General features: G+C 52.0%; 18 protein-coding genes. 4 read left to right on the forward strand and 14 right to left on the reverse strand.

Annotated elements, in window-relative coordinates; all coding sequences use genetic code 11:
• The first annotated feature begins 58 nt into the window (after positions 1–58).
• Complete coding sequence (locus MKO97_RS06485; protein ID WP_241105304.1) at positions 59–3,319, forward strand: T9SS type B sorting domain-containing protein; 3,261 nt, start codon at positions 59–61, stop codon at positions 3,317–3,319.
• On the opposite strand, the gene MKO97_RS06490 is transcribed toward MKO97_RS06485, so the two are convergent.
• From MKO97_RS06490 to MKO97_RS06525, 8 genes are all read right to left on the reverse strand, one after another.
• Positions 3,316–3,954, reverse strand: a complete 639-nt coding sequence (locus tag MKO97_RS06490; RefSeq protein WP_241105305.1) for a hypothetical protein — start codon at positions 3,952–3,954, stop codon at positions 3,316–3,318. The genes MKO97_RS06485 and MKO97_RS06490 overlap by 4 nt on opposite strands.
• Positions 3,951–4,991, reverse strand: a complete 1,041-nt coding sequence (locus MKO97_RS06495) for a D-alanine--D-alanine ligase (protein ID WP_241105306.1) — start codon at positions 4,989–4,991, stop codon at positions 3,951–3,953. Before MKO97_RS06495 ends, MKO97_RS06490 begins: the two co-directional genes overlap by 4 nt.
• Positions 4,988–5,695 carry an NRDE family protein gene (locus MKO97_RS06500; RefSeq protein WP_241105308.1) on the reverse strand — a complete coding sequence of 236 codons (708 nt, stop codon included), beginning with the start codon at positions 5,693–5,695 and terminating at the stop codon, positions 4,988–4,990. The genes MKO97_RS06495 and MKO97_RS06500 overlap by 4 nt, the downstream gene beginning before the upstream one ends.
• On the reverse strand, positions 5,683–6,171 hold the full coding sequence (locus MKO97_RS06505; RefSeq protein WP_241105309.1) for a DinB family protein: 489 nt from the start codon (positions 6,169–6,171) through the stop codon (positions 5,683–5,685). The genes MKO97_RS06500 and MKO97_RS06505 overlap by 13 nt, the downstream gene beginning before the upstream one ends.
• Positions 6,172–6,173: 2 nt before the next feature.
• The gene (locus tag MKO97_RS06510; protein ID WP_241105310.1) at positions 6,174–6,554 is read right to left on the reverse strand and encodes a DoxX family protein; all 381 of its coding nucleotides are present in this window, start codon (positions 6,552–6,554) and stop codon (positions 6,174–6,176) included.
• Complete coding sequence (locus tag MKO97_RS06515; protein WP_241105311.1) at positions 6,551–7,018, reverse strand: YHS domain-containing (seleno)protein; 468 nt, start codon at positions 7,016–7,018, stop codon at positions 6,551–6,553. Before MKO97_RS06515 ends, MKO97_RS06510 begins: the two co-directional genes overlap by 4 nt.
• Positions 7,019–7,081: 63 nt before the next feature.
• Positions 7,082–7,759 carry a Crp/Fnr family transcriptional regulator gene (locus MKO97_RS06520; protein ID WP_241105313.1) on the reverse strand — a complete coding sequence of 226 codons (678 nt, stop codon included), beginning with the start codon at positions 7,757–7,759 and terminating at the stop codon, positions 7,082–7,084.
• A 69-nt stretch (positions 7,760–7,828) separates the two neighbouring features.
• Positions 7,829–8,971, reverse strand: coding sequence for an acyl-CoA dehydrogenase (locus MKO97_RS06525; protein ID WP_241105314.1), 1,143 nt, complete (start codon positions 8,969–8,971; stop codon positions 7,829–7,831).
• Between the two features lie 97 nt (positions 8,972–9,068).
• On the opposite strand from MKO97_RS06525, the gene MKO97_RS06530 reads away from it, so the two are divergent.
• The 3 genes from MKO97_RS06530 (at position 9,069) to MKO97_RS06540 (ending at position 12,565) form a co-directional block, all read left to right on the forward strand.
• The gene (locus MKO97_RS06530; protein ID WP_241105319.1) at positions 9,069–10,136 is read left to right on the forward strand and encodes an anhydro-N-acetylmuramic acid kinase; all 1,068 of its coding nucleotides are present in this window, start codon (positions 9,069–9,071) and stop codon (positions 10,134–10,136) included.
• Between the two features lie 215 nt (positions 10,137–10,351).
• Positions 10,352–11,578, forward strand: coding sequence for a Glu/Leu/Phe/Val dehydrogenase dimerization domain-containing protein (locus MKO97_RS06535; protein ID WP_241105320.1), 1,227 nt, complete (start codon positions 10,352–10,354; stop codon positions 11,576–11,578).
• 93 nt (positions 11,579–11,671) lie between these two features.
• The gene (locus tag MKO97_RS06540; RefSeq protein WP_241105321.1) at positions 11,672–12,565 is read left to right on the forward strand and encodes an energy transducer TonB; all 894 of its coding nucleotides are present in this window, start codon (positions 11,672–11,674) and stop codon (positions 12,563–12,565) included.
• Positions 12,566–12,631: 66 nt separating this feature from the next.
• On the opposite strand, the gene MKO97_RS06545 is transcribed toward MKO97_RS06540, so the two are convergent.
• From MKO97_RS06545 to MKO97_RS06570, 6 genes are all read right to left on the reverse strand, one after another.
• Positions 12,632–12,814: a hypothetical protein gene (locus MKO97_RS06545; RefSeq protein WP_241105322.1), complete on the reverse strand. Its 183-nt coding sequence runs from the start codon at positions 12,812–12,814 to the stop codon at positions 12,632–12,634.
• A 139-nt stretch (positions 12,815–12,953) separates the two neighbouring features.
• Positions 12,954–14,366: a rhodanese-like domain-containing protein gene (locus tag MKO97_RS06550; RefSeq protein WP_241105323.1), complete on the reverse strand. Its 1,413-nt coding sequence runs from the start codon at positions 14,364–14,366 to the stop codon at positions 12,954–12,956.
• Positions 14,367–14,549: 183 nt separating this feature from the next.
• Positions 14,550–15,332, reverse strand: coding sequence for a sulfite exporter TauE/SafE family protein (locus tag MKO97_RS06555; RefSeq protein ID WP_241105324.1), 783 nt, complete (start codon positions 15,330–15,332; stop codon positions 14,550–14,552).
• A 178-nt stretch (positions 15,333–15,510) separates the two neighbouring features.
• On the reverse strand, positions 15,511–16,575 hold the full coding sequence (gene arsB / locus MKO97_RS06560; protein WP_241105326.1) for an ACR3 family arsenite efflux transporter: 1,065 nt from the start codon (positions 16,573–16,575) through the stop codon (positions 15,511–15,513).
• Positions 16,575–17,201: a protein-tyrosine-phosphatase gene (locus MKO97_RS06565; RefSeq protein ID WP_241105327.1), complete on the reverse strand. Its 627-nt coding sequence runs from the start codon at positions 17,199–17,201 to the stop codon at positions 16,575–16,577. The genes arsB and MKO97_RS06565 overlap by 1 nt, the downstream gene beginning before the upstream one ends.
• A 10-nt stretch (positions 17,202–17,211) precedes the next feature.
• Positions 17,212–17,676 carry a DUF6428 family protein gene (locus MKO97_RS06570; protein ID WP_241105329.1) on the reverse strand — a complete coding sequence of 155 codons (465 nt, stop codon included), beginning with the start codon at positions 17,674–17,676 and terminating at the stop codon, positions 17,212–17,214.
• Between the last annotated feature and the right edge of the window lie 15 nt (positions 17,677–17,691).

The following is a 17,691-nucleotide window of genomic DNA, read 5'->3' on the forward strand; positions in this document are numbered from 1 at the left end:
ATGTATATTTACACGTGCGAAAGTGCGTATTTGCATGCTCGGTCTACCCCCAATTGCTATGAAATTCCGGCTGTTCCTATCCCTGCTACTCGTTTTTGTGGCCCTTCCGGCAGTGGCGCAGCTATCGAATTTTACCTTGACACTTATCCCGAAAGACGAAACTTGCACCGGTAACGGAGGTGTGACGATCACCACATCTAATACCACCCCTGGCGCTACGATGTCGTTTCAGATACAATCGATGCCCGGGCAGATTCCCATTGAGAATTTTACCTCAACTGTTTATTCCGGTTTGAGTGCTGGTAGCTATCGCATCGTGGCAACGCAAACCCAGGGTAGCGATAGTGGTTCCCAAACCGCCGATTTTAACGTACAGGATGAGATCATTCCCCTCATATGGTCGTTTTCAGAACCGCCCGCGGGCAATTGCGCGAACTCGGGCAACATCCTATTTAATGTCAGTTCCGGCACTCCGCCTTTTACGTTTGAGATACTGTCGGGTCCGGAGATTCGTCCGTTGCAAACCAGCGGTCTGTTTTCCAACCTTCCGCCCGGACAATATCTGTTCCGGATATCCGATGCCTGTAAAGGCGAGCCGTTTACCTTTACACTCATCCCCCAGGTAAATACGCTGGCATTGAGTACGTCCGGAGATGTGCTCGCGCCTAACTGTCTTTCTATCGACGTCAACAACACGGTTACCCCATCAGGTGTCATCGTTTATCCGCTCAATGTCACATACGAAGTGCATTATCCTGGCGGTACCAACCAGACACTGCAACAGGTCTACGGAAATGGAAATCCCGATTCGCTGCAACTGTCGCTTACGCTGCCGCTTTTTGGAGCCCAGACATATACCTATGACCTGACAGTTGTGGATGGCTGTGGCAATTCCTTTACAGGGAATTTTACCGTCGATCCAAATCCACAGGTTGGGCTCTCGGGCACGCCGAATAATTGCGGACACGAATACCTGAGCCTGATTGTCAATAATTTTGTAGGCCAGTATACGGTCAATTTTACCAATGCACCGGCGGGTTTCAACCCAGCAGCATTGAACGGATTGTATCCGGGCCCGACCGACCAAACGGTGTTACAGTTCGGGGATGAAGATCATCCAGTTCCGGAAGGGATGTATGAGGTGCTCGTTACCGATAATTGCGGACGTACCGGAACCGCCCAGTGGGAAGTCGTATTGGATGATTTGGATCCAAACGTTCGCGCGGGCACTCCGAATTGCCTCACCAACCTCGCCAATATCCGGTTCCAGGTAGCAGCCGATCGGGATATCGTCTCCATTATCGTAGTGGCGGCTCCGCCTGAGTATACACCAGCGCTTCCCAATGACATTAGCCCGGCCACCCCTCAATCCAGCGTTACCGTGTCCGGTTTCCCTCCGAATCCGACAGTGCCATATGTATTCAATATTATAGATGAATGTGGCATCACGTATTCGAACGTGGACGTAATCGTAAATCCTTTCGTTCCCGATCCGAATTTGCAGACCGACGTACGACCTAGTTGTGCCGAAACGTTTGGCTCTATGAGAATCGGTTCTCCTAACGGCAACCTGACGTCCCTGACCATAACCGCTGCGCCGCCAAACTATCCCAACCCCATTCCGTTCGATGCGACATCGCTCATTGTTTCAGGCGATGTGTTTCTGGAGCAACTTCCTCCAGGCCCCTACTCGTTCTCAGGGATGGATAGTTGTAATGTTGCCCTTACCGCCACCAATGTCGCCGTAATAGGATACGATTCTGGGACGAATAACGTGTTGGTCCAGCGGAACTGTGGATCGTTTAACTTCACGATCACTGATAATGGAAATATCCCCGGTGTCAGCTACTGGTTCCAACGACAAGATCCGGTTTCCGGAACGTGGGGACATCCTTTTAATGGCACCCCCTATACCGAAGGCACTACGCCCGACAGTACCAATTCTGTCTTGATGGCCAACTTGGGCACGTTGAACAACTTGACTATCACAGGTACCTTCCGGATTGTCAAGGTTTATCAAACCTACAGCGCTTCGTCGACTGACTGCCTGGATATTTGGGATACGTTCTCGTTTACGAATGGACTGGACATCCTGGGCATCTACAACATGGATTGCAACGGAGGTGCCGCTGGTTCCATCTATGTCGAAGCGGTGGGCGTACCACCTTATACCTTCAGCATTACCGGCCCTGTGAACATCATGAACGGCAGCAATAACATTTTTACAGGGCTGCTACCTGGCACTTACACACTTACCGTGGTGGATGCCTGCCAGGCTACGATTCCGGCGCGTACCGTCAACCTTAGTACTCTCGAATCATTGGTGGTGGCCAATGAACCTTCCCCGCGGGAGTTGCTGTTGTGTGCACCTCCGGGTACCACTTCCAACATTTTCGATATTACGGAATTGGAATCGTCCATTCTGGGCACGCAAGACCCTGCAGATTACGAGGTTACCTACCATCATTCCCTTCAGGATGCGCAGTCGGGGGATAATAAAATTGATACACCACAGGCCTACGTCAACACACAGGTGATTGAGACGATTTACGTTCGGGTCGTGCATAAACGGATTGATGTGTGTTATGCCACGACGTCTTTCCGCCTGATTATCGGCGAAGCACCCGACTTTACCCTGTCACAGACCCAATATTTCGTATGCGAGGGGAGTTCGGTTCGTTTGGAGGCAGGGATGGGCTATGATGCCTATCTGTGGTCAGACGGATCGAACGCGCCGTACCTCGACGTGACGGAACCCGGTACCTATTCTGTGTCGGTCGCTAACATATACGGCTCTTCCCGATGCAGCAGCGACCCCCAATCCATCACCGTCGAGGGATCGTCTATTGCTACCATAACGAGTGTCGATGTAGTCGATTGGCGGGATGACAACAACAGTATCACCGTAAATGTTACCGGATCCGGCGATTATCTGTATGCCCTTGAGGACGGCCCGTATCAGAGTTCAAACTTTTTCGGAAATCTACTACCGGGACTTTATACCGTTAGCGTGATGGATCAAAAGAATAATTGTGGTACCATCACGATGGAAGTGCCGGTTTTGGGCTATCCGAAGTTCTTCACCCCTAACGGCGATGGGCAAAACGAATTCTGGCAAATCAAACTGGCCTACACCCAACCGGGTATGATTGTTTATATCTTTGACAGGTACGCCAAACTACTCACTAGTTTTGGCGCAAATTCAAGCGGATGGGATGGCAATTACAATGGCCGCCCAATGCCATCCGACGACTATTGGTTCCTCGTAGAATTACCCAATGGAAAAATACACCGGGGGCATTTTGCCTTAAAGCGTTAGGTCGTTGATCGCACGCCCCGCACCAGCTTGAAAGTCTGGAATATGGCCAATCCTACAAACACCAGCGGAACAATCACGGGCATCAGGTAGTGTGCCAGAAAAGTACTTTTAGACGCCAGCACGGCCAGCGCGAGGATGAACACCAACATACCGGAAAAAGTACCGCCTAAACTGCCGGTCACATAAGCCGCTTTTCGTGTGGTCGTAATGTAGCCTTCGTTCAGTACATATAAGTTCCAAGCGGTCCAAAACGGCAATTGCATCACGTTGATCGAACTGAAGATGAGGCCTTTTAGAAAGGGGTTGAAACCATCATACTGATGAGAGGTGTCAGCCGGTAAGGCGGTTGTGCCGGATGACAGGTGGAAATAGCACGCCAGTCCGAGCATAAACAAGATCGAAAAAATCTTGATCCAACGCATCAGGCGCACATTACGCGACAGGCGTTGCGCGAAAATCAGGGTCGTATAGATGACCAGTCCTTCCACAATCATAACGCCCACGAGATAGGGAAGCAGCACCTCCATGCCGCCTCTGTGGTAGAGGTGGTACCCAATAACGTTCAGGTATCCCAGCGGAACCGAACCAATAAAACTCACGATAAAACCGACCAGTAGATTTTGCAGTTGCCTCATACAGTGAATTCCCCGAGCAGCCGGTTCCGGTGGTTGTGCTCCCGGTATTCGACCATGCCCTCGCGATGCGTGAGGTAAGGTACGCCTTTTCGGTGATTTTCCACACTGATGCGATACATGTGATGAATGTGTCGTGACAATTCCTTCCACGCAAAGAAAAGGGAATGGCGAGGATCATAGATGTGTGTAGGCTCACTTCCGGCACCATTGAGTTCTACCAGTTGGAATTGCCGGCCTTTTTGAAGCGCTTCAAGCGAATGGTACATGAGATCCATCCGCCCAAAATAAAAACCGTCGACTTTCGAACAAACCGCATCAATGGCTGCCTCCAGTTCCGGCGTTTTCCAATGCGATACGTCCGTAAACTTCGCACCCCGGCAGTGGTTGCCATAGGGCACGACTACTTTCTTCTCTCCAGCGGGTAGTACTTCGTCGAGTGCAACTCCATATTCCTTTTCCAATACCGGTAGTTGCATTTCATGACGCGGGTCCCGTGCAAGAAGCGTTCGCAGAGTAGCCACGCCGTCACCCGTCACCGACAGGAATTCCTTGGCTACAATACCCGTAATGCGCCCCTTGGTTTCATGGGGATAGCGGATATAGAAGATGCCCACTTCGTTTTCATACGGAATCAATTCCTGCAACAGGTAATCAAAACAGGCCGTTTCGGCATACGCCGCCAGCGCTGCCTCATCCTCGATTTTCCGAACCGCCGACCCGCGCAATCCCATATCGGGTTTGGCAATCAGCGGGAAATGCAGGCCATTTTCGAAAAGCGATTCCTGTATGAAGTCCACCGCCGTTCGTTCCGGAAACCAAAGCGTCTTTGGATAGGATCCCTCCGGCAGTAAGTCGTAAATATCTTTTTTCGATTCGTTGATAAAACCTCCATTCCGAAATCCCGGATTGGCCGCATTAAAGAAGAAAATCGTGCGGCAGCGCAGCGCATACCACGCCCACTGGAAGTAAATCGGAATATATACGATCTGGAAAGGCCAGTATTCCCAATGCAGCACTTTATGTAAAAAGAGCCTCATTTTGCAGCCGGTACGGGTTGTATGACGGGTTCCGTTGCCAGGTCGTGATGCGTCAACTGCACCGCACGACCTTCCAGTACGGTTTGCGTGATACTGACGGTTTGTAAATGGCTGCCGCGTTCGATCACCAAGCCGTCGTGCCGGTCGTCTTCATGCGAATGCCGATGGAATTCGAATAAATCATGGGGTGTAGGTGTAGGTTGGTCCTGCAAAAACTCACGGAACCACTTTTCGCGCTGCCGACGTACCTCCAGCGGATACAGGGTAGAAGATGACCAGATATGATCATCCGTAACCGATAAACCGAGGGTCTCCTTGCCGTTTCCATCCCAGCGAAGTTGATACAGTAACGAGGACAGATAGAGTACCACGGTAAAGGACTCGACATCCGTCAGGTCAATTCCGTCCCACGACGCCAGGGCATTCTCAGTGGCAAAAAAATCAAGTAGTATCAAACCGCGACTTCTGCGGTAGGGTGGGGCATGTCGGTGTTTTTCGGCTGCCCCGTTGAGCAATACCGCTGCATTTCCTTCGTCATCCACTGCAAACCACGTACCTCCGGCCTGTGGGTCTTGCGGGAACCGAATGGTTTTCCCGTTCCGCTCCTCCGTCCGGATGGCAAACGCCCGCCGGCGCGGTTGCTCGTCGCGGTTAGAGGTGATGACGGCGGTGCCGTGGCGCAATACGAAAGTTACGGTGCACATTGTTTTCGGTATTCAAGGGTTGCGCGGGCCACGCCAAACGACGGGGTCAGGGTCACGCCTTCCTCTCCGGGCAATGCTACCCGAATCAGCGCCTGGTGGTGTACGCAGTGGTCAAGGTTAAATAATAATTCGCGGTAGTAGTTCGTTGCGATATGCTGGATGTCACCATCCGTGGCTACCTGCAAAAACAAGGGCTTATCTGCGCGGTCAAGTCGCTGTTCCAGCCTGTCAAGTCGTTCAAGGGCCGCCTGGGGGTCGGTCTGTAACCTACGGTCCCGTTCCCGTGCATCGTAGTTGACGATGCCGCTTGGGTATTGTGAATCCAGGCAATCGAACAATTCTATGATATGACGGGTGTGCTCACCGATACTCGCGCCCGACAAGGCATCGCAGGGCTGGATATACCGCTCCGGCGTCAGTTGTTGCAGTAACGACGCCATTTCGGCAAAGCGGTGTTGGATAGCGGCTATCAGCATAGTCAGGACTTTCTAAAAAACGGCAGTTGGGCCCTACCTTCAAATATCAGTAAAATTGCGCACACAAACGTTACAACTGCCAGGATAAATAGTTCACCGCCGTCATTCATAACCTCAAGTCCCAGTACCGTTAGGTGCGACAGGATGGCTCCCGCCATAACGCCGACCGCCAAAAGGGCACCCCAGGCGGTGGTCCGCGGATACAGGATTAAGATCGCGGCGATCAGTTCGGCAATGCCCGATCCGATCCGTCCAAAAGGCTCTACTCCCAATGTTGAGAAAATATACACGCTTTCGGGAGCGCCGGTGAATTTGAAGAAAAGGGTCTGCAGGAGGATCCCGGCTGCTATCAGCCGAAGTATCCAGATATAGGCGTTTTTCATTTGTCGAGGAATTTTTTCCAGTTACTATCTGCCTTTTTCTTCAGGTTGCCCTCGTCTTTGTTCCAGCTCTTCAGCGTATTGTTGAAATAAGCGTTGTAGAACAGGTACAGTTTTCCGTCAAGGATTTTATACGTCTCCGGATCGACTTCTACTTTCTCACCGTTTGCGCCCATAGCATACGCACACCATCCGCCATATTGCGGTTCATAACGCTCCGGATCTTTCAGGAACGCATCGCGGTCGGCTGCGTTGGCAAACCAATAGGTAGCACCCTTGTAGGAAGCGGCCAGTTCTTTTTTTCCTTTCACTGCTTTCTTGGAAAAATACGCCACAGGATCATACCCCTGTATCGCGAGTCCGTTTTCGAGATTCAAATCCCTTTTCCGTTTTTCGACAGATTGTCCCATCGAAAGGCTGACGGCCAGTACCGACATCGCCAACCCCAATAACATACGTGTTTTCATCTTGTTTGGTTTTGGGTCAAAGGTATCCCGACCGTAAAAAACCAAATGTCGGCTGGTTTACATTTACGGCAAACTTTTACGGGAGAGCCTGATTTCACTGCGACTGTAACGCAAAATACCTTCGTTTTCGAGGTCGTGCAGCAACTGCACCGCTGTCTGCCGCGACGTGCAGATCAATTGCGCAATATCGTTTTGGGTGAGGTAGTTCGGAATCCGGATACCGTCTTCCCGGATTTCGCCGTCGCGTTCGGCCCAATCGTCCAGGAAATGCAACAGACGGCTGCGGGCATCCTTCGAAATCAGGTTGGTGTAGTTGTTCCGGATGCGCTTCATCTTCAACCCCACGAATTTAGTATACGAAACCGCCAGGTCGGGGTGGCGTCGCATCAGGTTCTCAAAATCGGCTTGGAGGAAACTGCAGATGATGACATCCTCCGACAACACTTTCGCGTATTCATGTCCGTCGCCGGTGCCTTCCAGCGTCAATTCGCCGAAGAGGTCGCCTTTGCGAATGATATCCTTTACCGTTTCCGTGCCATCTTCATCCAGTGATACGATTTTGATCGCCCCTTTCTTCAACAGGAAGATACGCGGCGCTTCCACATCCGACAGCTCGATGGTATCCCCGCGTTTCGCCTTCCGGAAACCCGTGATGATACACAATTCCCGTATCTGCCCAAAACTCAGTACGCGAAACAACTTATGATCGCGGAGGTACCAGTATTTCAATTCCTCAGACATAGGCGCAGAGTATGGATAAAACCGAACTAAAGATAAAAAAGAAACCCTTCCGTCGGGAAGGGCTTTGCTTTATTGAGTAAGAATCGCTCTCGAAATCACGATCTTCTGTATTTCCGACGTGCCTTCGTAGATCTGCGTGATCTTCGCATCGCGCATCAGTCGCTCTACGTGGTACTCTTTTACGTAGCCATTGCCACCGTGCACCTGCACCGCTTCAACGGTCACGTCCATAGCGGTTTGTGAGGCGAAAAGTTTGGCCATGGCCCCGCTTAGGTCATAATTTTCGTGGTTGTCTTTGTCGCGGGCCGCTTTCAGGCAGAGCATGCGGGCCGCTTCGATACTGACCGCCATATCGGCCAGTTTGAAGGCGATGGCCTGGTGGTTGCAGATCTCTGTTCCGAAGGCTTTGCGTTCTTTCGAATATTTCAGGGCCATTTCATAGGCGCCGGCCGCGATACCCAATGCCTGGGCCGCGATACCGATACGACCACCCGCCAGTGTTTTCATCGCGAATTTGAAGCCGAAGCCGTCTTCGCCGATGCGGTTTTCCTTCGGCACTTTCACATCGCTGAACATCAGCGAGTGCGTGTCGGATCCGCGGATGCCGAGTTTCGATTCTTTCGGTCCGATCTCAAAGCCCGGCATGCCTTTCTCGACAATCAGGGCATTGATGCCGCGGTGGCGTTTTTCCACATCCGTTTGGGCAATCACCAGATACACATCCGCCGTGCTGCCGTTCGTAATCCAGTTTTTCGTGCCGTTCAACAGGTAGTGGTCACCTTTGTCAATGGCGGTAGTTTTTTGAGACGTTGCGTCACTTCCGGCTTCCGGTTCTGACAGACAGAAGGCGCCGATGATCTCTCCGCTCGCAAGACGCGTGAGGTATTTTTGTTTTTGCTCTTCCGTACCAAACTGTTCCAGTCCCCAGCAAACCAACGAGTTGTTTACCGACATCACTACAGAGGCCGACGCGTCGATTTTGGAGATTTCCTCCATCGCCAAAACATACGACACGGTATCAAGTCCGCTGCCGCCGTATTTCGGGTCGACCATCATGCCCATGAAGCCCAGTTCGCCCATCTTTTTGATCTGCTCGCGCGGAAACTCCTGCTTTTCATCACGCTCAATTACGCCTGGCAGCAATTCGTTCTGCGCAAAGTCACGCGCCGCTTGCTGGATCATCAAATGTTCTTCGGTAAGTTTGAAATCCATAATTTTTTTTTCGTTTGGTTGCTTTTAGCTTTTTTTTGGAGGTCAAATGTAGTCATTTACTGGAAAATTTTCAATCGGAATGGCTAATTTTGAGCCCATGCAAAGGGTTTTCTACAACGTTATCGGAGTCATGTCGGGTACCTCGCTCGACGGCGTCGATCTGGCCCATATCCGCTTCGAATGGCACGACGGCAACTGGCAGTTTGAAATCGGTGCCTGTGAGACGGTTCCGTACACGTCCGACTGGGTCATCCGCTTGAAAGAAGCCGTATCGTGGAGCCGCCCGCAACTCCACCAACTCAATATCGACTACACCGATTTACTGGGTTCCCTCATCCGCGACTTCATCGAACGCAACGAAGTGTCGAAGCTTGATGCGGTTTGTTCACACGGGCACACCATCCTTCACAATCCAGCGGAGGGGTATACGCTGCAAATCGGCAACCGGCCCGAAATTGCCGCACGCACAGGCCAAACGGTAGTGTGCGACTTCCGCGTGCAGGATGTGGCACTGGGCGGACAAGGTGCACCACTCGTTCCCATAGGCGACCGCTTACTGTTTGCCGATTACACCTATTGCCTCAACCTCGGCGGTTTCTCCAACGTTTCATTTGAAGAGGAGGGAAGACGCATCGCCTTTGACATCTCCCCCGTCAATACCGTCCTGAACCACTATGCCCGTATGATGGGTTGGGATTATGACGACCGCGGCCGATTCGCCGCCACCGGTCAGGTGATGCCAGCACTTTTGGCCGCCCTCGATGCCCTCGATTTTTACACAAAACCATATCCCAAATCGCTCGGCTTCGAATTCGTCAAAGACACCATACTGCCGCTTCTCGACCAGTTTCCTGTCGACACCAACGACCTCATGGCGACCTTCATTGAGCACATCGCACGGCAGGTGGCGTTGGCGTTGCCCGTAAAAGAAGGGCGTATGCTGGTCACGGGCGGCGGCGCGTACAACGACTTCCTTATCGGCCGGATGCAGGCACATCTTCCGCAACTCGAAATCATCATCCCCGACCGCAAAACGCTCGAATTTAAAGAGGCGCTCATATTCGCACTGCTCGGCGTACTCAAACTTCGCGGCGAAACCAACGTACTGGCAAGTGTAACCGGCGCTTCGCACGACCATTGTTCAGGAGTTGTTTACAAGGTTTGAATGGCGTGCCGGCGCCCACTGCGTACTGCCTACTGCCCACTGCCTACTCATCAGGGCGCCGTCGGGCTATCCGCTATAGCCCTTCGTGCCTCAGGGGCTGCCGCTGCTATCCCTCACGCACGGTGTTCCAAAACGACGTGTCTACTCGCGTCAAAATGCCGATTCCATAATTTCAATATTGCTATCTTTGCCCCGCTTACAAACTCCACAACAAAATGAAAAATTTATTGCAGCAATTCGAAAATAAAGAACCCGAGATCGTCTTCAACTGGAAGGATCCCGAAACGGATGCCGAAGGCTGGACGGTCATCAACTCGCTTCGCGGTGGTGCGGCCGGCGGCGGTACCCGCATGCGGAAAGGCCTCGACATGAACGAAGTCCTTTCGCTGGCCAAGACCATGGAGGTGAAATTCACCGTATCGGGTCCGGCTATCGGAGGCGCCAAATCGGGTATCAATTTCGATCCGGCTGACCCGCGCAAGGAAGGCGTGCTGCAACGTTGGTATAAAGCGGTATCCCCGCTGCTTAAAAGTTACTACGGCACAGGTGGTGACCTGAACGTAGATGAAATCCATGAAGTAATTCCGATGACGGAAGAGTGCGGCGTGTGGCACCCACAGGAAGGGGTCTTCAACGGCCATTTCCGTCCTACCGATGCCGACAAGATCAACCGCATCGGCCAGTTGCGCCAGGGCGTCGTAAAGGTGATCGAAAACCCGGGTTTCAGTCCCGACGTCTCGCGTAAATACACCGTGGCTGATATGATCACCGGCTATGGCGTGGCACAGGCCGTGAAACACTATTATGACATCTACGGAGGATCGGTCACCGGCAAGCGTGCCATCGTGCAGGGATTCGGTAACGTCGGCTCAGCCGCCGCCTTCTACCTGTCGCAGATGGGCGCTAAAGTCGTCGGCATCATCGACCGTGACGGTGGACTCCTGAACGCCGACGGTTTCTCCTTCGAGGAAATCCGTTCGTTGTTCCTTCACAAAGACGGCAATAAGCTCGTAGCCGATAACATGGTGCCGTTCGCCGAAATGGACGAGAAAGTATGGAGTATCGGAGCGGAGATCTTCGCGCCCTGCGCCGCCTCGCGCCTCGTAAAACAAGAGCAGATTGACAAAATGATTGCCGCCGGACTCGAAGTCGTGTCTTGTGGGGCCAACGTGCCTTTCGCCGACAAAGAGATTTTCTTCGGCACCACGATGGAGAACGTCGACCGTCAGGTCAGCCTCATTCCCGACTTCATCTCGAACTGCGGTATGGCCCGTGTATTCGCCTATTTTATGGAGAAGAAAGTACAGATGACCGACGAGGCCATCTTCAACGATACCTCTGACACCATCCGTCGCGCCATTGAAGCGGCCCATCGCGCCAATCCGTCGCGAACCGGCATCAGTGCCACGGCCTTTGAAATCGCGTTGAAACAGTTGGTATAATCACAGGCGCCGGGACTTCTCCCGGCGTTTGATTTTTTGGTCGTCCGACAATTTATTTTCGCTATTTTCGTTATCAGATAAGTATTCCGCGCTATGTATTACGTTTCGGCCGATTATCGGAAGCAGTCCCTGGGTATCACGACAGTCTTGTTCGTGGCCCTGATGCTGTTGTTGCTGTTCCTCAACTTTCCGCTTTTCAAAGAGACGACCATCGTACCACTGGAAGGCGGGGGAGGTGGCGGTGATATCGAAGTGAATTTCGGCGACAGCGAAGTAGGGCAGGGCGTCAACCTGCAAAACAAAGAGCATGTCGAAGAGGCGGCGAAAGCGCAACCCTCCAAACCTCAGGAACAGGAAGCACTGCTTACCAATGACAACGACGACGAAGAAGCGGTCGCCGTAACCGATACCAAGAAACCCAAAGACGAGCCGAAGAAACCGGTTGAAAAACCGGTCGAGCCCGCTAAACCCAAACCATCTGCCGCCGCACTGGCTGCACTCAACGCTGCTACCAACAGCAAATCGACCAGTGGCGATGGCAACGACGGACAGGCAGGCAACAAAGGCAAGTCAAATGGCTTGTCAACCGCAGGTGGATATAATGGCGGCGGTGGAAGCGGAACCGGCTCAGGTGGTGGGAACGGCAGTGGGCAGGGTATTGGCACGGGTTCGGGCTACGGCAGTGGCAATGGCGGCGGAAGAGGAAGCGGCAACGGCAATTGGTCGCTTGCCGGACGCAAATTGGCAAAAAGCAGCAAGGTGCAGCAAAACTGCAACGAGTCGGGTACGGTGGTCGTACAGGTAACGGTCAACCGCAACGGCGACGTCGTAGGCACGCAATATATAAAAGGAACGACCAACACGGCACCATGCCTGATAGAACCGGCCTACCAAACGGCGCGTAGTTACAAATGGAACGCCAACCCCGATGCGCCTGAAAAGCAGATCGGGACGGTGACGATTAACTTTAGCTTAGGAGGGCAATAGATGCCCACTACCCATAAAAAAAGGGGCTGACTCACTGTCAGCCCCTTTTGTTTATAAGGCAAGAACTTACGATTTCGCTTTCTTGGCTGCGCAGCAACCCGCTTTCTTTTCTTTGTCGCAGCCTTTCTTTTCAGTGCTGCAAGACTTCTCAGTTTTTGCTTTTTCTTTTTTCTTAGGTGTTTCCTGGGCAGTAGCAACTGTCGAGAATCCGAAGGCTACCAGCGCCAGCATCAGCATCGCTTTTTTCATTTCTTTACGTTTTTGAATTATAGACTCAAAGATTTGCCCCTAAATTACTATTATTCTTTCTAAACAAAAGCCTAAATTTTTGGACGGTTACAAATTTCGTCACGCCGATGTGTAAGGCCTTTTCAGAATGGCACGCCGGTCACAGTAACGTGACGGGGCACACGTAGTCCGTTCGTTTCAGCCCGGTTTTTTTGATTTCAGCGAAACCGCCCACTACATCCACGAAATTATCCCAGCCTCTTTGTTTCAGTATGGAGGCGGCAATCATACTGCGGTAGCCACCGGCGCAGTGCAGTACGAAACGTTTGTCTTTCGGAAATTCGGCCAGGTGTTGGTTGAGTTCGTTCAACGGCACATTGATCGCGTCGACTAAATGCTCCGATGCAAATTCACTTCTTTTGCGCACATCGAATATCGGGAAGGTGCCGTCGGCCATTTCCTCGAGTTCCCCAGCCGTGATCCGTCCTACCGAATCCAACTCGCCGCCTTCGGCTCTCCAGGCATCGATACCACCTTTAAGATAGCCGAGGGTGTGGTCGAAGCCAATCCGCGAGAGGCGTATCATCGTTTCTTCCTCCTTGCCTTCGTCGGTCACCAGGAGGATTTCCTGTTGGATGTCGATGATCATTTCCCCTACCCACATGGCAAAACTGCCGTCGAGGCCGATATTGATGCTATTGGGGATGAAACCTCGTGCGAAATCAGACGCATTTCGGGTGTCAAGCACTACTGCGCGGGTTTCGTTCGCCGCGGCTTCGAATTCCGTAGGCGAGAGGGGACGTTTCGCTTTTTCGAGCACCGAATCGAGGCTGTCGTATCCACGGATGTTCATCAGCACGTTGGAAGGGAAGTAACCGGGTGGGGTTGTCAAACCGGTAAGAAGCGCGGTTACGAATTCATCTTCCGTCATATCCGGTGCCAGGGCGTAGTTGGTCGCCTTTTGGTGCCCGAGTGTATCCGTCGTTTCCTTGCTCATCATTTTTCCGCAGGCCGATCCGGCCCCGTGGTTCGGATACACGATGAGGTCGTCGGACAACGGCATGATTTTCTCACGAAGCGAATGGTACAACAGTCGGGCCAGTTTGTCCTGTGTGAGTTCGGCTATGACGTGTTGTGCTAAGTCCGGTCGGCCCACATCTCCGATAAAAAGGGTGTCACCGGTAATGATGCCATGCTCCTTTCCGTTTTCGTCGATTAAGAGAAAGGTAGTACTTTCCATGGTGTGTCCGGGTGTGTGCAGTACCTTAACCTTACAGCCCCCGACTTCGAATAGTTGGCCATCTTCGGCAGAAATGATTTCGTAGGCGGGCTTGGCGTTGGGTCCATACACGATCTGGGCGCCAGTTTTGTGTGCCAGGTCAAGGTGTCCTGAAACAAAATCGGCATGGAAATGCGTTAGAAACACATACTTGATCTTGGCATGGTCTTTCGAGGCGCGGTCAAGATACGGTTGTACTTCCCGCAAAGGGTCGAAAATGGCCGCTTCACCCTTGCTTTCTAGGTAGTATGCGGCATGGGCGAGACAGCCTGTGTAAATTTGTGCTACTTTCATCGTGGCAGGTGTTTAGGGGTTTTTGTCGAAGGGCAGCTTGCTACAGCGTCGCCCGTGATCGTTACGTAACCGATCAAAAGTACGGGAAGCCCACCGCCTGGCCCCTGATAAGTGTCATACAAACCTGATTTCGTAAACTGGATGCGGAAAAGAGGCGCAAGCCATCTGGTCGATTACTCGTCTTTAACGAAATAACTCCTTACCGATGATATAAAGTCCCATCACCAAAACAAACCATCCGAAGGTAGGTTTCAGCTTGCTGCCGTCGATTTTCCGTGAAAGTTGGGTGCCGATGAAAATACCTGCCGTAGCAAATGCCGACACGCTGAAGAGAAGTTGGTAGTCGACGTCCGCACCACCGATCACATCACCCGCAAAGCCCAACAGTGAATTGAACGCGATAATCAGCAAGGACGTGCCCACGGCCTGTTTCATGTCGATACCCGTAAAGAAAACGAGCGCCGGTATAATGAGGAATCCACCTCCGGCACCCAAAAATCCGGTGACGACGCCGACAATAGCCCCTATTATCGCAATCCGAACGGGTTGGAGCGTGCCGGGCTGTGCGGGCGTCTTGGTGCGAATCATCGAATAGGATGCCGCGACCATCAAAAGTGCGAACAATGCCATAATGAACGTGTCTTTCGACAAGACGAAACCCGGGCTGTCGAAAAGCGTTTCGGGTAGGGCCGGAAGTACCATCTTGCGCACCAAAAGGAGGGTAGCCAAAGAAGGAAGGGCGAACACCATCGCCGATCGTATGCGGATGTTACCCAACAAGTAATGCCGCACTGCCCCAATGGCAGCCGTAAATCCTACAATAAAGAGCGAATAGGAGGTGGCTGATTTGGGGGAGATGCCAAACAGATACACCAATATCGGAATAGTCAGGATACTGCCGCCACCGCCGATAAGGCCCAGGGCAATGCCAATCAGAAGGGAGGCGAGGTAGCCGGCGTATTCCATAACGGGTACTTTGCTTTTGCAAATATCGCGGACTTCGGCAGATAATCCTGCTTTATGGACAGATTACGCGCAGTTTAGTTCCAAGGGCAGTCTTCCAAAAAAAATGCCTCATCTACATGAGGCTACTTTTTCTTGCTGATCCGTCCACCCATAAAAAAAGGGCCGGAAAACGAGGGACCTATGACGAGAAGTACTTTTTCCTAAACCAAAAGGCCAAATTGACCAATGCTATCAAAGCGGGAACTTCCACTAGGGGGCCGATGACGCCGGCAAATGCCTGCCCGCTGTTGATGCCGAACACACCGATCGCTACGGCAATAGCCAACTCGAAATTGTTTCCGGTTGCGGTAAAGGCAATGGAGGTTGTTTTTGAATAATCCGCCCCAAGGAATTTGCCGATAAAGAAACTCGCCACGAACATTACGGCAAAGTACACGACCAGGGGTAGTGCGATACGGACCACATCCATTGGAATGCTTACAATCAACTCACCTTTAAGGCTGAACATAATAACAATGGTACCCAAAAGCGCGATAAGGGTTACAGGCGAAATCAGTGGAATAAAGCGGTTCTGGAACCATTCTTCGCCTTTCAGCGCAATCAGCCCGTAACGGCTTACAACGCCAAGCGCGAACGGGATGCCAAGATAGATACCGACGCTTTCGGCGATCTGGCCGATACTTATATTGACTTCAATGCCGTCATACCCGAAATAGGGCGGAAGCAATGTGATGAAGATATAGGCATAGACGCTATATAGCAGCACCTGGAAGATACTGTTCAGTGCGATCAGTCCGGCTGCGTATTCTCTGCTGCCGTCCGCCAGATCGTTCCAGACGACGACCATCGCAATGCACCGCGCGAGCCCGATCAGAATCAATCCCACCATGTATTCAGGATGGCCATGCAGGAAAAGCAAGGCCAGAAAGAACATGAGAAACGGCCCCACGATCCAGTTGAGGAACAGCGACGCGCTGAGCACCTTAACGTTCCGGAACACTTCGCCCAGATTTTCGTATTTGACCTTCGCCAGCGGCGGATACATCATCAGGATCAGCCCTATCGCAAGGGGAATATTCGTCGTGCCCGTCGAAAACGAATTGAGGAACGAGCTACTGGAGGGCAGAACGTAGCCAATCGATACCCCTATGATCATCGCAAGGAAAATCCAAAGGGTCAGGTAACGGTCGAGGAAACCGAGTTTCTTCCGGTTTACTGTTGGTGCGCAATTCTGTGCCGACATTATTTCGCTATCATTGAAAATACATAAAACATTTCCGTTGCGATCTGCGTGCTCCGTTCGAGGTATTTCTCTTCCTGTTGCGGCGTGCCGTCGAACGCTTTCGGGTCATCAAAGGTGATCGGGATACGCTTTTCCGCGCCCGATATGAACGGGCAGCCGCCATCCGCCTGAGAACAGGTCATGATCGCCGCAAATCCGCTTTCCGGATTGAAGTCGTCGAAATAACTTTTGGAAAACCCGATGATGGGCAGTTCGTTTTCGGCATATTTGATTATATACACCGGGTTGTCACCGCTGCTGATGGCCTTGACCTGTAGGCCGGATTTCCGCAGTACCTGCGCCACCATTGGAAACATCGCCGTCGTTTCCGTACCGCCGGAATAACAGGTAACGTTGATTACGCCGTAATAGGCCGCCGCTACCTGCGCCCAGACCTGCGCGAGGTGGCTGCGGCGCGAATTATGTGTGCAAATGAAATTCAGGCGGATCGCTTCGCCTTCGTCCGATTTGGCCTGAATGAAGTCGACCAATGGCTGCAAAACGGCTTTTCGCTCGCTGCTAACGGTGGTTATATCGAACCCTGCAATCGTCTTGTGGATGTCAGGCAAAAGCGCTGTTTGTGTCATGGCAGGACGATTAGCAGCAACCGCTTTCGGGCGTGCAGCAGGTGTTAGACGTGGCGTATGACGTGGCCTTATTTTTTTCAGACGGAACACCGCATTGGTCTTGTGCAAGACAGGCCGTGGACTTGTTGACCAGCAGAAAATCCTGGCCGTTGTAGTCCAGATCGTATTTACCGATAGTGGTGTTCTGGTATTCAACTTCGATTTCACCGTCTTCTATTCCGAGCACTTTCTCTGACAGTGCAATGATGTTGAGCAGTTTTTGAGGCTTGAGGCGGTGGTCATAATCGTCGGCATTCCATAGCTGGAAATTGACGACGTTTTCCTTGCGGACCGTTCCGCCGCAATCGATAAAGTGTTTCGTAACGGCGCCTACTTCCGTTATGTGGAAATGCTCCGGCACGAATGTGCCGTCCGGCAGCATAAAGTTGACGAATTCGGCTGTCGCGAGATGTTTCTTGATTTCAGATAACTTCATGGGTTTTCTCTTTTA

Source organism: Flavobacterium sp. HJ-32-4 (genome assembly GCF_022532105.1).
In the GTDB taxonomy this organism is placed as follows: domain Bacteria; phylum Bacteroidota; class Bacteroidia; order Flavobacteriales; family Flavobacteriaceae; genus Flavobacterium.